This window comes from Burkholderia sp. SR8 (genome assembly GCF_052851275.1).
This window is the reverse complement of sequence record NZ_JAULUC010000001.1, coordinates 385,220-400,234: the sequence shown is the minus strand read 5'-3', so window position 1 is coordinate 400,234 and position 15,015 is coordinate 385,220. Positions and strand designations below refer to the sequence as shown.

Annotated in this window: 11 protein-coding genes; 7 read left to right on the top strand and 4 right to left on the bottom strand. The window is 68.6% G+C overall.

Features of this window, described 5'->3' with window-relative positions:
- Positions 1-35: 35 nt before the first annotated feature.
- From lysS to Q3A80_RS01925, 4 genes are all read right to left on the bottom strand, one after another.
- Positions 36-1,562 carry a lysine--tRNA ligase gene (lysS, locus tag Q3A80_RS01940; protein WP_446327414.1) on the bottom strand — a complete coding sequence of 509 codons (1,527 nt, stop codon included), beginning with the start codon at positions 1,560-1,562 and terminating at the stop codon, positions 36-38.
- Positions 1,563-1,637: 75 nt separating this feature from the next.
- Positions 1,638-2,742, bottom strand: a protein-coding gene (gene prfB, locus Q3A80_RS01935) for a peptide chain release factor 2 (RefSeq protein WP_446327413.1) whose coding sequence is annotated in 2 segments (ribosomal slippage) — positions 1,638-2,660 and positions 2,662-2,742 — 1,104 coding nt in all. Because the reading frame shifts where the segments join, the coding sequence is not laid out codon by codon here.
- A 165-nt stretch (positions 2,743-2,907) separates the two neighbouring features.
- On the bottom strand, positions 2,908-4,605 hold the full coding sequence (recJ, locus tag Q3A80_RS01930; protein WP_446327412.1) for a single-stranded-DNA-specific exonuclease RecJ: 1,698 nt from the start codon (positions 4,603-4,605) through the stop codon (positions 2,908-2,910).
- Positions 4,606-4,615: 10 nt separating this feature from the next.
- Positions 4,616-5,692, bottom strand: a complete 1,077-nt coding sequence (locus Q3A80_RS01925) for a regulator (protein ID WP_446327411.1) — start codon at positions 5,690-5,692, stop codon at positions 4,616-4,618.
- Positions 5,693-5,842: 150 nt separating this feature from the next.
- On the opposite strand from Q3A80_RS01925, the gene Q3A80_RS01920 reads away from it, so the two are divergent.
- The 7 genes from Q3A80_RS01920 to kdsA all read left to right on the top strand — a co-directional run bounded on the left by Q3A80_RS01920 (position 5,843) and on the right by kdsA (position 14,963).
- The gene (locus Q3A80_RS01920; RefSeq protein ID WP_446327410.1) at positions 5,843-7,096 is read left to right on the top strand and encodes a lipoprotein-releasing ABC transporter permease subunit; all 1,254 of its coding nucleotides are present in this window, start codon (positions 5,843-5,845) and stop codon (positions 7,094-7,096) included.
- The gene (gene lolD, locus Q3A80_RS01915; protein WP_446327409.1) at positions 7,089-7,847 is read left to right on the top strand and encodes a lipoprotein-releasing ABC transporter ATP-binding protein LolD; all 759 of its coding nucleotides are present in this window, start codon (positions 7,089-7,091) and stop codon (positions 7,845-7,847) included. Before Q3A80_RS01920 ends, lolD begins: the two co-directional genes overlap by 8 nt.
- Positions 7,848-7,911: 64 nt before the next feature.
- Complete coding sequence (locus Q3A80_RS01910) at positions 7,912-8,700, top strand: TatD family hydrolase (RefSeq protein ID WP_446327408.1); 789 nt, start codon at positions 7,912-7,914, stop codon at positions 8,698-8,700.
- A 57-nt stretch (positions 8,701-8,757) separates the two neighbouring features.
- Positions 8,758-11,286 (top strand): ComEC/Rec2 family competence protein, encoded by a 2,529-nt coding sequence (locus Q3A80_RS01905; protein WP_446327407.1) that lies wholly within the window; start codon positions 8,758-8,760, stop codon positions 11,284-11,286.
- 135 nt (positions 11,287-11,421) lie between these two features.
- On the top strand, positions 11,422-12,267 hold the full coding sequence (locus Q3A80_RS01900; protein ID WP_446327406.1) for an alpha/beta fold hydrolase: 846 nt from the start codon (positions 11,422-11,424) through the stop codon (positions 12,265-12,267).
- A 186-nt stretch (positions 12,268-12,453) separates the two neighbouring features.
- On the top strand, positions 12,454-14,112 hold the full coding sequence (locus Q3A80_RS01895) for a CTP synthase (RefSeq protein ID WP_446327405.1): 1,659 nt from the start codon (positions 12,454-12,456) through the stop codon (positions 14,110-14,112).
- On the top strand, positions 14,109-14,963 hold the full coding sequence (gene kdsA / locus Q3A80_RS01890; protein WP_446327404.1) for a 3-deoxy-8-phosphooctulonate synthase: 855 nt from the start codon (positions 14,109-14,111) through the stop codon (positions 14,961-14,963). The genes Q3A80_RS01895 and kdsA overlap by 4 nt, the downstream gene beginning before the upstream one ends.
- The last annotated feature ends 52 nt before the right edge of the window (positions 14,964-15,015 follow it).

Below are 15,015 nucleotides of genomic sequence, written 5' to 3'. Positions count from 1 at the left end.
GCGCCGCGGGGCGCGGCACACACGCGGGCAACGCGTCAGTCTTCGCGGCGCAGGTGCGGGAACAGCAGCACGTCGCGGATCGTCGGGCTGTCGGTCAGCAGCATCACCAGACGGTCGATGCCGATCCCGCAGCCGCCCGTCGGCGGCATCCCGTGTTCGAGCGCGCGGATGTAGTCGGCGTCGAAGAACATGGCTTCCTCGTCGCCGGCATCCTTCTGCTCGACCTGCTTCTTGAAGCGTGCGGCCTGGTCTTCAGGATCGTTCAGTTCCGAGAAGCCGTTCGCGATTTCGCGGCCGGTCATGAACAGCTCGAAACGCTCGGTGATGCCCGGCACCGTGTCCGATGCGCGCGCGAGCGGCGACACCTCGATCGGGTAGTCGATGATGTAGGTCGGCTCCCACAGCTGCGATTCGGCGGTTTCCTCGAACAGCGCAAGCTGCAGCGCGCCGATGCCGGCATTCAGGAAGGCCGGCTGCGACACGTCGACGCCGAGGCGCTTCAGTTCGCTGCGCAGGAACGCGTCGTCCGACAGCTGGCCGTCGGTGTACTGTGGCGCGTACTTCTGGATCGCCTGCGTGATCGTCAGACGGTGGAACGGCTTCGCGAGGTCGAGCTCGCGGCCCTGGTACTGGATCGTCGCGGTGCCGAGCGCATCGATCGCCGCCTGGCGGATCAGCTGCTCGGTGAAGTCCATCAGCCAGCGGTAATCGGTGTACGCGGCATAGAACTCCATCATCGTGAATTCCGGGTTGTGGCGCGGCGACACGCCTTCGTTCCGGAAATTGCGGTTGATCTCGAACACGCGCTCGAAACCGCCGACGATCAGGCGCTTCAGGTACAGCTCCGGCGCGATGCGCAGGAACATCTGCATGTCGAGCGCGTTGTGATGCGTGACGAACGGCTTGGCCGCGGCGCCGCCCGGAATCGGGTGCAGCATCGGCGTCTCGACTTCCATGAAGTCGGCGTTGTCCATGAACTTGCGGATCGACGCGATGGTCTTGGTGCGCGCGCGGAACGTGTCGCGCGTTTCCGGCGTGACGATCAGGTCGACGTAGCGCTGGCGATAGCGCATTTCCTGGTCGGCCAGGCCGTGGAACTTGTCCGGCAGCGGGCGCAGCGCCTTCGACAGCAGGCGCAGCTCCTTGCACTGGACCGACAGCTCGCCCTTGTTGGTGCGGAACAGCACGCCGCGGGCGGCGACGATGTCGCCGAGGTCCCACTTCTTGAATGCGTCGTAGGTTTCCGCGCCGACGTCGTTCGGCGTCACGAAGAACTGGATCTGGCCCGACCCGTCCTGCACCGTCGCGAAGCTCGCCTTGCCCATCACGCGCTTGAGCATCATGCGGCCGGCAACCGCCACCTCGACCGGATTCGCTTCGAGCGCGGCCTTGTCCGAATCGGCGAATGTCGCCTGGAGATCGGCGGCGTGATGCGTCGGCCGGAAATCGTTCGGGTAGGCGACGCCTTGCTCGCGCAATGCGCGCAGCTTCTCGCGGCGCTCGGCGATGATCTGGTTTTCGTCCGCCGCGACGGCGGGCTGCGTTTGGGTCGGTTCGGTCATGATGGTCGGAATTCGGAGTGGGTGCGGCAACGCAACGGGAAGGGCGGCGCGGCCGGAGAGGCCGCGCCGCGGCGCTTACACGCCCTGTTTGAGGCTCGCGCTGATGAAGTCGTCGAGATCGCCGTCGAGCACGGCCTTCGTGTTGCTCATTTCGACGTTCGTACGGAGGTCCTTCACGCGGCTCTGGTCGAGCACGTACGAGCGGATCTGGTGGCCCCAGCCCACATCGGTCTTGCTCGATTCGAGCTTGTCCTGCTCGGCCTGGCGCTTGCGCATTTCGGCTTCGTACAGGCGCGACTTCAGCATGGCCATCGCTTCGGCGCGGTTGCGGTGCTGCGAGCGGTCGTTCTGGCACTGCACGACGATGCCGGTCGGCATGTGCGTGATCCGCACCGCCGAGTCGGTCTTGTTGATGTGCTGCCCGCCCGCGCCCGACGCGCGGTACGTGTCGATGCGCAGGTCGGCCGGGTTGACCTCGACCTCGATCGAATCGTCGATTTCCGGATACACGAACACCGACGAGAACGACGTGTGGCGGCCGCCCGACGAGTCGAACGGCGACTTGCGCACGAGGCGGTGGATGCCGGTTTCGGTGCGCAGGAAGCCGTACGCGTATTCGCCCGACACCTTGATCGTCGCGTTCTTGATGCCGGCGACGTCGCCGTCGGACTCTTCGAGCACTTCGGCCTTGAAGCCCTTGCGCTCGCAGTAGCGCAGGTACTGGCGCAGCAGCATCGACGCCCAGTCGCACGCCTCGGTGCCGCCGGCGCCGGCCTGGATGTCGATGAAGCAGTTGTTCGGATCGGCCGGGTTCGAGAACATCCGGCGGAATTCGATGTCGCCGACGCGCGCTTCGAGCTTCTTCGCGTCGTCTTCCGATGCGACGAGGGTGTCTTCGTCGCCTTCCTCGCGGGCGAGCTCGAACAGGTCGAGCGCATCGCGCAGGTCGCTATCGAGCGCCGTCAGCGTCGTGACGACGCCTTCGAGCAGCTTCTTCTCGCGGCCGAGTGCCTGGGCGTTCTTCGAATCGTTCCAGACGTTCGGGTCTTCGAGTTCCTTGTTGACTTCGGTCAGACGCGCAGCTTTGGCGTCGTAGTCAAAGATACCCCCGAAGCTCGCCCGCGCGGTTGCGCAGGTCGAGCAGGGAGCTTTCGATCGCGTTGAGACGTTCCGCTTCCATGATCGTTCGCTATTCTTGCTTCGTAAAAAAGCGGAATTATAGCCGATCGGCAGGGTTTCCCGGTGACGCGGAGTGTGCTTGCCTGCGCGCCGCGGCCCCGTCCGGTGCGGCGCGCATGCGGTTTGCGCGCGCCATTGCGGCGGGCGGCGGCCGGACGGGCGGCGCTCAGCCGGCCGCGTGCTCGACCACCAGCTGCACGCGCGTCACGCCGTTCCACGTGTCGGCCACGAGGCGGTACGCGATCAGTGCGCTCGCCGGCAGCGGCTCGGTGTGGTTGAACCAGATCGCGTTGAAGCGCTGGCGGCCGCGCGCCAGTTGCAGCTTCAGGTGCTTTTCCTTCACGAGCGACTGCGACACGACGTCGAACTCGCCGGAGAAAAGCGGGGCCGGAAAGCCCTGGCCCCAGACCGCTTCGTCGAGCAGCCCGACGAACTGCGGCGTGAAATACGCTTCCTCGAGCTCGCCGTCGGTCTCGATCACGCGCGCGAGCGCATCGTCGGACAGCCACTCGCGCGCAACGGCCTCGAACGCGGCCGCGAAGCGCGGCACGTTGTCGGTGTCGAGCGTGAGGCCGGCGGCCATCGCGTGGCCGCCGAACGCGACGATCAGGTCGGGCTCGCGCTTCGACACGAGGTCGAGCGCATCGCGCAGGTGAAAGCCGGGAATCGACCGGCCCGAACCCTTGACGCGCGTGCCGGCTTCGTCCGCATGCGCGAACGTGAACGACGGGCGGTGGAATTTCTCCTTGAGCCGCCCGGCGACGATGCCGATCACGCCCTGGTGCCAGGCGGGGTTGAACAGCGTGATCGTGCACGCGTCGGCCGGATCGACGTCGGCGAGATCGGCGAGCGCCTGCTGCTGCATGCCGGCCTCGATCTCGCGGCGCTCGCGGTTCATCGCGTCGAGCTGCTGCGCGAGATCCCACGCGCGGCCGATGTCGTCGGTGATCAGGCATTCGATCCCGAGCGACATGTCGGAGAGCCGGCCGGCGGCGTTCAGGCGCGGGCCGACGCCGAAGCCGAGGTCGAAGCCCGACGCGGTGCGCGCTTCGCGGCCCGCGGCGCGGAACAGCGCGGCGATGCCGGGCTGCATGCGGCCGTTGCGGATGCGCTGCAGCCCTTGCGCGACGAGCACGCGGTTGTTGCCGTCGAGCCGCACCACGTCGGCGACGGTGCCGAGCGCGACGAGGTCGAGCAGCCCGTCGAGACGCGGTTCGGCTTCCTTGCTCGCGAACGCGCCGCGGCGGCGCAACTCGGCGCGCAGCGCGAGCAGCACGTAGAACATCACGCCGACGCCGGCGATGTGCTTGCTCGGGAACGCACAGCCCGGCTGGTTCGGATTGACGATCGCGCGCGCGGCGGGCAGCGCGTCGCCGGGCAGGTGATGGTCGGTCACGAGCACGTCGATGCCGCGCGCGTTCGCGGCTTCGACGCCTGCGACGCTCGCGATCCCGTTGTCGACGGTGATCAGCAGGTCGGGCTTGCGCGCGGCGGCCAGTTCGACGATCTCGGGCGTGAGCCCGTAGCCGTATTCGAAGCGGTTCGGCACCAGGTAGTCGATCTGCGCGCCGAACATCCGCAGCCCGCGCACCGCGACCGCGCACGCGGTCGCGCCGTCGCAGTCGTAGTCGGCGACGACCAGCAGCCGCCGCCGGTCGGCGATCGCATCCGCGAGCAGCGCGGCGGCGTCCGCGCAGCCCTTCAGTTCGGTGGGCGGCACGAGGCGCGCGAGCGCGGTTTCGATGTCGGTCGGGGATTGCACGCCGCGCGACGCATACAGGCGCGCGAGGACGGGGTGCAGGCCGTGGCGCGCGAGCGCTTCGGCGTCGGCGGGCGCGACGGGGCGGGTAACGATCCGGGTCATACAGGTGTGGTCATTCGAACAGGGACGCCAGCGCGCGGCGGCGCCAGAACTTGCGCAGGTCGCCGCGCGTCGCGTGCAGCGTGACGGAACTCGTGTCGCCGCACAGCGTGAAGCCGACGCCGGCCAGCTCGCCGTTGCGCAGTGCGTCGAGAGACGGCGCAAACCAGTCGCGCTCGAGCGCGGCGAGCGCGTCGTGCCAGCGTGCCCAGTCCTGTTCGATGAACGGGGCGGACAGTGCCGGCAGCTCGACGAGCGTCGTGCCGGCGGTGGCCGACAGCGCGCCGAATGCGGGCGGCACGGCGCCGGCGTCCGCGTGCGCGGCGCGCGCGAGGCCGAGCGCCGCGGGCGAGCCGGACAGCACGCGCTCGAACGGCTTGCCGACCGGCTTCAGCGTGCCTTGCGCATGGAACCAGATCGAGTTGACGGCCGGCAACCCGCGCGCTTCGCGCGCTTCGTTGACCGGATGCTGGAACCACGCCATCTGCACTTCGTTCTGCAGCTTCATCCACATCCGCGAACGTTCGCCGGTGTGCGCCTCGTGCGGCAGCCAGATCTCGATGTTGCGGCCGCTCGCGCGCAGCGGCGCGGCACCGGCGAGGCGGGCGAGCTGCTCGCTCGACAGATACCAGCGCGCCGGCTGCGGCGCTTCGAGCCGCACGCCGAGCTCCTCGATCAGCGGGCGCGCGACCGCCAGCAGCGCGGCGGCGTCGCCGTCGTCGAGCGCGAGGCTCGCCGGATCGACGAGTACGAGGTGATCGTGCGCGATTTCGACGTGAACGGGCTCGACGCACGCCCAGGCCTGCGTGCCGGGCTCGCCGCCGTCCGCGAGCAGCATGTAGGGCGCGAGCGGCGCCTCGTCGGCGGCGTTGCCCTGGGTCGCGCCGAACCGGCGGGCCAGCCAGCGCTCGTGCGGCAGCGTGCGCTGGAAGTCCTCGCCGGCCACGCGCTCGACGAGGCTCGCGCGGGCGAGCAACTTTTCGAGCGCGGGACTGTCCAGCGTGTGCAGGGACGAGGCCGCATCGGCCGCCGACGGCAGCGCGAACGGAACGAGAAAATGGAGGCGTCGGTCGTGCATGATGGTGCGCATTGTATGGCAAACTGCGCGCGTGATCGGGCCGGCTGACGGTCCGGGCGGGTCCGGACGGGCCCGAGCGCGTCCGGCGACCGTTTTTTCGACCGCGCCCGGGCGGCCGGCCGCGGGCCGCCATCCCCGCCGTAACCAGCAGAAAGGATTCGCTTGAAACTTCCGTACGAATGGCAGATCGGCTGGCGCTACACGCGCGCCGGCAAACGCACGACCGGCAACGGCTTCATTTCCTTCATCGCGCTCGTATCGATGCTCGGCATTGCGCTTGGCGTCGCCGCGCTGATCGTCGTGCTGTCCGTGATGAACGGCTTCCAGAAGGAAGTGCGCGACCGCATGCTGTCGGTGCTCGCGCACGTCGAGGTGTTCTCTCCGACGGGCTCGATGCCCGACTGGCAACTGACTGCGCAGGAAGCGCGCCGCAATCCGTCGGTGATCGGCGCGGCGCCGTACGTCGACGCGCAGGCGCTGCTCACGCGCCAGGACGCAGTGAGCGGCGTGATGCTGCGCGGCGTCGAGCCGTCGCTCGAACCGGAGGTGTCGGACATCGGCAAGGACATGAAGGCCGGCCAGCTCGCGGCGCTCGTGCCCGGCCAGTTCGGCATCGTGCTCGGCGACGCGCTCGCCGGCAATCTCGGCGTGACGGTCGGCGACAAGGTCACGCTGGTGGCGCCCGAAGGCACGATCACGCCGGCCGGGATGATGCCGCGGCTCAAGCAGTTCACGGTGGTCGGCGTGTTCGAGTCGGGGCATTACGAATACGACAGCACGCTCGCGATGATCAACATCCGCGACGCGGAGGCGCTGTTCCGGATGTCCGCGCCGACCGGCGTGCGGCTGCGGCTCACCGACATGCAGAAGGCACCGCAGGTCGCGGTCGAGCTGTCGCATACGCTGTCGGGCAGCCTGTACATCCGCGACTGGACCCAACAGAACAAGACCTGGTTCTCGGCCGTGCAGATCGAGAAGCGGATGATGTTCATCATCCTCACGCTGATCATCGCGGTCGCCGCGTTCAACCTCGTGTCGTCGCTCGTGATGACGGTGACCAACAAGCAGGCCGACATCGCGATCCTGCGCACGCTCGGCGCGCAGCCGGGCTCGATCATGAAGATCTTCGTCGTGCAGGGCGTGACGATCGGCTTCGTCGGCACCGCGTCCGGCGTCGCGCTCGGCTGCCTGATCGCATGGAGCATTCCGTGGCTGATCCCGATGATCGAGCATCTGTTCGGCGTGCAGTTCCTGCCGCCGTCGGTGTACTTCATCAGCGAGCTGCCGTCCGAGCTCGTCGCCGGCGACGTGATCAAGATCGGCCTGATTGCATTCGCGCTGTCGGCGGTGGCGACGCTCTATCCGAGCTGGCGCGGCGCGAAGGTGAAACCGGCGGAGGCGCTTCGCTATGAATGACCGCGCGACCGCATTCGCGGATTCACGACAACCCATCAGACAGGATTCGGCAGGTATGCAGGAATACGTGCTTCAGGCGCGCGGGATCACGAAGGCGTTCGTGCAGGGCGGCTTCAACGTGCAGGTGCTCAACAACGCCGAGCTGACGGTGCGGCGCGGCGAGAAGCTCGCGGTCGTCGGCGCGTCGGGCTCCGGCAAGAGCACGCTGCTGCACGTGCTGGGCGGCCTCGACGAACCGAGCGCGGGCGAGGTGTCGCTGCTCGGCAAGCCGTTCACGCAGCTCGCCGAGCGCGAGCGCAACGAGCTGCGCAACCGCGCGCTCGGCTTCGTCTACCAGTTCCATCACCTGCTGCCGGAATTCACCGCGCTCGACAACGTCGCGATGCCGCTGCGCATCCGCCGGATGACGACCGAGGACGCGCGCGCGCAGGCACAGGCGATGCTCGAGCGCGTGGGTCTCGGCCCGCGTGCGAAGCACCGGCCGGGCGAGCTGTCAGGCGGCGAGCGGCAGCGTGTCGCGATCGCGCGCGCGCTGGTGACGAAGCCGGCCTGTGTGCTCGCCGACGAGCCGACCGGCAACCTCGACGGCACGACGGCCGACACCGTGTTCAATCTGATGCTCGAATTGTCGGAAACGCTCGAAACGAGCTTCGTGATCGTCACGCACGATCCCGAACTCGCCGCACGCTGCGACCGCATCATGCGGTTGCGCGACGGCGTGCTGCACGAGGAGCCGGCGCTGCCGGTGTGAACGAACGCGTTCGCTGCGCCGTCCGATCAACCGGGCGCCGCGGCGAGCGCGCAGGAAAGCCGCCATGTGGATCGATACGCATTGCCATCTCGATGCCGCCGAATTCGACGCCGACCGCGACGCGGTCGCGCATGCGGCGCGCGCGGCCGGCGTGTCGCGCATCGTGATCCCGAGCGTCGGGCGCGGCAATTTCACGACGGTGCGCGAACTGGCGCAGCGCACGCCGGGCGCGGTCTATGCGCTCGGCATTCACCCGATGTTTACGCCGCATGCGCGCGACGAGGATCTCGACCGGTTGCGCATGGAAATCGAGGCGAGCCTCGATGATCCGCGCTTCGTCGCGATCGGCGAGATCGGTCTCGACTACTTCGTGCCGGGACTCGACGAAGACCGGCAGCAATTCTTCTATCAAGGACAGCTCAGGCTCGCGCGCGAATTCGACCTGCCGGTGCTGTGCCACGTGCGCAAGTCGCAGGACCGCGTGCTCGCCGGGCTGCGCCGTTTCGGCGTGCGGCGCGGCATCGCGCATGCGTTCAACGGCAGTTTCCAGCAGGCCGACGCGTATCTCGCGCAGGGGCTGCATCTCGGCTTCGGCGGCAACGTGACGTTCGAACGCGCGCGGCAGATTCGCCGGCTCGCGGAGCAGTTGCCGCTCGAGGCGATCGTCGTCGAGACGGATGCACCCGACATCGCGCCCGAATGGGCGTACAAATCCCGCAATGCGCCCGACCAGGTGCCGCGCATCGGTGCCGTGCTCGCCGAACTGCGCGGGATCGACGCGCACGCGCTGTCCCTATCCACAACGGCTAACGCGCGCGCCGCGCTGCCGCGCCTCGCACTTTCATCCGCATAATCGTTGCCGGAAGGCGCCGTCTCGACACCGGCGGCGCCGGGTCGACGAGGAGGCGCGATGCGCGTGGGATGGATCGCGTTCGCGCTCGGCGTCGTCGCGCTGCAGCGGCAGGCGGCGTTGCCGGGCGCGGGCGGATGGGCAAGCGGTGCGGTCATGCTGGCCGGATGCGGCGTACTGCTCGCATGGTGCGCGCGGCGGCGTCGAACCCGCTGGATCGTCGCGCTGCGCTGGCTGCTGTGCGCAAGCGTCGCCTGTGCGGTCGGTTTCGGATACGCGGCCGCGCGCGCCGAATGGCGGCTGCGCGACAGCCTGCCCGTCGAACGGGAAGGGCGCGACATCGTCGTCACTGGTGTGATCCGCGGGTTGCCGGTGATCGACGACAGCGGCGCGCGCGTGCTGTTCGCGGTCGAATCGAACGATGCGGGGCTGCCCCGCTTTCCACCGGTGATCCGGTTGACGTGGCGCACGTACGGCGCGTCTGCCGCACGCGACGCGATGCCCGATTTGCGCGCGGCACAGCGCTGGCGTCTCGTCGTGCGCCTGAAGCGGCCGCATGCGGAGGCGAATCCCTTCGTGCGCGACAGCGAGGCGGCGTGGCTCGCTGCGGGGATCCGGGCGATCGGCTATGTCGTCGCGCCCGAGCGGGCGAAACTGCTCGACGCGCGCGCGTCCGGGTGGCGCGCGTCGATCGACCGGTTGCGCGACGCGCTGCGCATGCGTATCGGCGAAGCGCTCGGCGGCGACGCGCGTCATCGCGGCATCGTGACCGCGCTCGCGGTCGGCGATCAATCAGGTATTGGCGACGACGACTGGCGCGTGCTGCGCAATACGGGCACGAGTCATCTGGTCGCGATTTCCGGCCTGCACGTCGGGCTCGTCGGCGCGCTGGCCGGCGGGATCGCATCGCTCGTGTGGCGGCGTTTGCGCTGGCGCGCACGTGCGGCGGCGCTGATGATGCCGGCGCCTTACGTGGCGTCCGTCGCGGCGCTGACGGCCGCCGCCGGCTACGCGGCGCTCGCCGGCTTCAACGTGCCGGCGCAGCGCGCATGGTGGATGATCGCGGCCGGCGCGGCCGCGTATCTCGCCGGGCGCAGCGTGCCGACGTCCGCGGTGCTGTGCGCGGCACTCGGCGGTGTGCTGCTCGCCGATCCGTGGGCCGTGTTGTCGGCCGGGTTCTGGCTGTCGTTCGGCGCGGTCGCGGTGATCCTGATGGCGGCGGCGGGCTGGCGCGCGGTGCGCGAATTCGACGGGGACGACGCTGGCGACGCGGGCGATCGCGGTGCCGGCGACGGCGATGGTGCGGCGGACGGCACCGCCGCGGCAGCCCGCCGGACATGGCTGCGAGCATGGTGCGCGCGTGCCGGGCGCCGAAGCGCCGACGCGACGCGCGTGCAGTACGCGGTGACGATCGGTCTTGCGCCGCTGACGGCCGCGTGGTTCGCGCAGATCTCGGTGTCGGGCCCGTTCGGCAACGCGTTCGCGATTCCGTGGGTCAGCTCCGTCGTGACGCCGGTCGTGCTCGCCGGTATCGGATTGCCCGCGCCGCTGGACGGCCATGCATTCCGGCTCGCGCATGCGGCGCTCGAACCGATGATGGCGCTGCTGCGGTATCTCGCCGACTGGTCGGCCGGCGTGTTGTGGCTGCGCATGCCCGACTGGCCGGTGCTGGCGCTGGCATGCGCGGGCGTCGGATGGGCGCTGATGCCGCGCGGCTGGCCGCTGCGCTGGGCCGCGCCGATCACGTGGCTGCCGCTCGTTGCGCCCGCACCCGATACGCCGCCGCCCGGCGGCTTTCGCCTGACGGTGCTCGACGTCGGGCAGGGCGCGTCGGTGCTGGTCGAGACCGCGAGCCGGACGCTGCTGTTCGATGCGGGGCCGGGCCCGGAGTCGACTCATGCCGGCACGCGGATCGTCGCGCCGTCGTTGCGGGCACGCGCAATCCGGACCGTCGATTCGCTCGTGCTCAGCCATGCGGATGCCGATCATGCGGGTGGCGCCGAGGCCGTCTACGCGGCAGCCGACGTGCGTCAGCTGCTTGCCGGCATCGCACCGCGGCACCGGCTGTGGCGCGCCGCGGAAGCGGCCGGCGTGGCCGATCGGCTGCGTTGCGCGGCCGGGCAGCGATGGACGTGGGACGGCGTCGTGTTCACGATGCTGTGGCCGCCGCGCGCGGCGGGCGCCGGCGGGTCGAACGAGCAGTCGTGCGTGCTGCGCATCGACGCAGGCGGCACGTCGGCACTGCTGACGGGCGACATCGAAGCGCGCGCCGAGCGGCGGCTCGTGGCCGACGCGCGCGATGCGCTGGCCGCGCAGATTCTCGTCGTTGCGCACCACGGCAGCCGCACGTCGTCGGTCGAGCCTTTCCTCGATTCGGTCGGGCCGCGCGTCGCGGTATTTCCTGTAGGCTATCGCAATCGCTTCGGGCATCCGCACCCGACGGTCCTCGCGCGCTTCGCGGCGCGCGGGATTCCGCTGCCGCGCACCGATCGCGACGGTGCCGTGCGGTTCGACGTCGCGCCGGCGGGCGGCGGTTTCGCGTTCGCGCGTTATCGCGATGCGCAGCGGCGGTACTGGATGGACCGTTGAGCGGCGTGATGGCGCGGGGTGAGAAAACAACGAACCGGGCCGGCGTCGCAGCCGCGGCATCCGGCCGACCGCGAAGCATGGGGTGGAAGCAAGTGCCAAAGCACTAACGCCCACCGCCAAAGGAGACATTGGCGTTTGAAGGACATCATCCATTTCTCGCATGCGAACGGGTTTCCGGCGTCGACGTACCGGACCATCTTCGCCGAGCTGGCAGACGACTACGAGCTGCGCTACATCGAGCGGATCGGCCACGACCGCCGCTACCCGGTGACACGCGACTGGCCGCATCTCGTCGAACAACTGCTCGACGACATCGGCCGCCGCTACGAGCGCCCGGTCTGGCTCGTCGGCCATTCGCTCGGCGGCTACCTGTCGCTGATGGCCGCGCTGAAAAAGCCGCAGTGGGTGCGCGGCGTGGTGATGATCGATTCGCCGATCATTGCCGGATGGCGTGCGGGCGCGCTGCGCGCGAGCCAGTGGGCCGGGCTCGACGAACGCCTGTCGCCGGCGGCCGCGACGCGCAACCGGCGCACGCGCTGGACGAGCCGCGACGAAGCGTGGCGACACTTCCACGAGAAGCCCGCGTTCGCCCGCTGGGACGAGCGGATGCTGTCCGACTACATCGACTACGGCATTCCGCAGGCGGGCGCCGACGGCGAACGCGCGCTCGCGTTCGACCGGCAGGTCGAGTACCTGATCTACCGGACGTTGCCGCATACGCTCGGCCCGCGGCTCGCGCACGGCGCGCCGGTGCCGCTCGGCTTCCTGGCCGGCACGCGCTCGCGCGAGGTGCGGCAGGTCGGGCTCGATGCGACGCGCCGCGCCGCGCGCGGGCGCATCGAATGGCTCGAGGGCAGCCACCTGTTCCCGATGGAGCGGCCGATCGAGACGGCGCGCGCATTGCAGCGGATGCTGAATTCGTTGAAGGCGGCCGAGGGCGGCGTGCCGCGCGACGGCGCCGCGCTCGCGAAACGGGCGTGATACGGCCGTGACGGCGCATCCGGCGCACCGCGTCGCGCGGGCGCGGTTGCACCGTCCGGCCGGTCGGTTTCCCGCTGGCGCGCACGGCGGACGCGGCCCGGCGGGAAAGGGCGCGATCATCGCGTCAATTGCTGAGAGAAGGGCGGGCTTTACGGTATAATCCGTTTTTCCCGCGAGCATCCAGCGATGACCAAATATGTTTTCGTCACCGGCGGCGTAGTTTCTTCCCTCGGCAAGGGTATTGCCGCCGCCTCTCTCGCCGCGATCCTCGAATCGCGCGGTCTGAAAGTCACCCTCCTCAAACTCGATCCCTACATCAACGTCGACCCCGGCACGATGAGCCCGTTCCAGCACGGCGAAGTGTTCGTGACGGAAGACGGAGCGGAGACCGACCTCGACCTCGGCCACTATGAGCGCTTCATCAGCACGAAGATGCGCAAGGCCAACAACTTCACGACCGGCCAGATCTACGAATCGGTGATCCGCAAGGAACGCCGCGGCGACTATCTCGGCAAGACCGTGCAGGTGATTCCGCACATCACGAACGAAATCCAGGCGTTCATCGAGCGCGGGGCGGCATCGGCCACCTGCGGCGAACCGGACGTCGCGATCGTCGAGATCGGCGGCACGGTCGGCGACATCGAGTCGCTGCCGTTCCTCGAAGCCGCGCGCCAGATGAGCCTGCGCCTCGGCCGCAACAGCGCGTGCTTCGTGCACCTGACGCTCGTGCCGTACGTCGCGACGGCCGGCGAGCTGAAGACGAAGCCGACCCAGCACAGCGTGCAGAAGCTGCGCGAGATCGGCATCCTGCCGCACGTGCTGCTGTGCCGTGCGGACCGCCGCATCCCGGACGACGAATCGAAGAAGATCTCGATGTTCTCGAACGTGCCGGAAGACGCCGTGATCTCGGTGTGGGACGCCGACAGCATCTACAAGATTCCGCAGATGCTGCACGACCAGGGCCTCGACCGGATCATCTGCGAGGAACTGAAGCTGTCGCCGAAGGACGCCGACCTCGGCATGTGGTCGGAACTCGTCGAGAAGCTGGAAAACCCGAAGCACGAAGTCACGATCGGCATGGTCGGCAAGTACGTCGACCTGACCGAGTCGTACAAGTCGCTGATCGAAGCGCTGCGCCATGCGTCGATCCACACGTCGACCAAGGTCAACATCGAGTACATCGACTCGGAAGAGCTCGAGACGAACGGTGTCGACAGCCTCAAGCATCTCGACGCCGTGCTGGTGCCGGGCGGTTTCGGCCGTCGCGGCACGGAAGGCAAGATCGCCGCGGTCCGCTATGCGCGCGAGTCGAAGGTGCCGTATCTCGGCATCTGCCTCGGCATGCAGCTCGCGGTGATCGAATTCGCGCGCGACGTCGTCGGCCTGAAGCAGGCGAACAGCACGGAGTTCGATCCGGACACGCCGGAACGCGTAGTCGCGCTGATCACCGAATGGTACGACCGCGAAGGCAAGGTCGAGACGCGCACCGAGGAATCCGATCTCGGCGGCACGATGCGCCTCGGTTCGCAACGCTGCCCGATCAAGCCCGGCACGATGGCCGAAGAGATCTACGGCAAGGACGTGAACGAGCGCCATCGCCACCGTTATGAAGTCAATAACCGCTTCGTGCCCCAGCTCGAAGCCGGCGGCCTTATCATCAGCGCCCGTACCCCGAGCGAGGATCTGCCCGAAATGATGGAGCTGCCGCGTTCGATGCACCCGTGGTTCGTCGGTGTCCAGTTCCACCCGGAATTCACGTCGACGCCGCGTGACGGTCATCCGCTGTTCAAGTCGTTCGTCGAAGCCGCGCTCGCCAACAAGCAAGCGCGCGGAGCAAAAGCATGAAGCTTTGCGATTTCGAGGTCGGTCTCGACCAGCCTTTCTTCCTGATCGCGGGTACCTGTGTCGTCGAATCGGAGCAGATGACGATCGACACGGCCGGCCGCCTGAAGGAAATCTGCGAGAAGCTGAGCGTGCCGTTCATCTACAAGTCGTCCTACGACAAGGCGAATCGCAGCTCGGGCAAGTCGTTTCGCGGCCTCGGAATGGACGAAGGGCTGCGGATCCTCGGCGAGGTCAAGCGGCAGCTCGGCCTGCCGGTGCTGACCGACGTGCATTCGATCGACGAGATCGAGCAGGTCGCGTCGGTCGTCGACGTGCTGCAGACGCCCGCATTCCTGTGCCGTCAGACCGACTTCATCCATGCCTGCGCGCGCTCGGGCAAGCCCGTGAACATCAAGAAGGGCCAGTTCCTCGCGCCGCACGACATGAAGAACGTGATCGACAAGGCGCGCGATGCGGCACGTGAGGCCGGTCTGTCGGATGACCGCTTCATGGCGTGCGAACGCGGCGTCTCGTTCGGCTACAACAACCTCGTGTCCGACATGCGTTCGCTCGCGATCATGCGCGAGACGGGCGCGCCGGTCGTGTTCGACGCGACCCACTCGGTGCAGCTGCCGGGCGGGCAGGGCACGAGCTCGGGCGGCCAGCGCGAATTCGTGCCGGTGCTCGCGCGTGCGGCCGTCGCGACGGGCGTCGCGGGCCTGTTCATGGAAACGCACCCGAATCCGGCCGAAGCGAAGTCCGACGGCCCGAACGCGGTGCCGCTGAACCGGATGGGCGCGCTGCTGGAGACCCTCGTCACGCTCGACCAGGCGGTGAAGCGCAATCCGTTCCTGGAAAACGATTTCAACTAAAGATCGAATGAACCTTGCGGCGGCTTCGTGCGTCAGTAGCGAAAGCGGTTGC

Coding starts and splice junctions, on each gene's coding strand:
- Q3A80_RS01905 (WP_446327407.1), top strand. CDS start 8,758: ATGCGCGTGGGATGGATCGCGTTCGCGCTCGGCGTCGTCGCGCTGCAG.
- Q3A80_RS01910 (WP_446327408.1), top strand. CDS start 7,912: ATGTGGATCGATACGCATTGCCATCTCGATGCCGCCGAATTCGACGCC.
- kdsA (WP_446327404.1), top strand. CDS start 14,109: ATGAAGCTTTGCGATTTCGAGGTCGGTCTCGACCAGCCTTTCTTCCTG.
- recJ (WP_446327412.1), bottom strand. CDS start 4,605: ATGACCCGGATCGTTACCCGCCCCGTCGCGCCCGCCGACGCCGAAGCG.
- lolD (WP_446327409.1), top strand. CDS start 7,089: ATGAATGACCGCGCGACCGCATTCGCGGATTCACGACAACCCATCAGA.
- Q3A80_RS01895 (WP_446327405.1), top strand. CDS start 12,454: ATGACCAAATATGTTTTCGTCACCGGCGGCGTAGTTTCTTCCCTCGGC.
- Q3A80_RS01925 (WP_446327411.1), bottom strand. CDS start 5,692: ATGCGCACCATCATGCACGACCGACGCCTCCATTTTCTCGTTCCGTTC.
- lysS (WP_446327414.1), bottom strand. CDS start 1,562: ATGACCGAACCGACCCAAACGCAGCCCGCCGTCGCGGCGGACGAAAAC.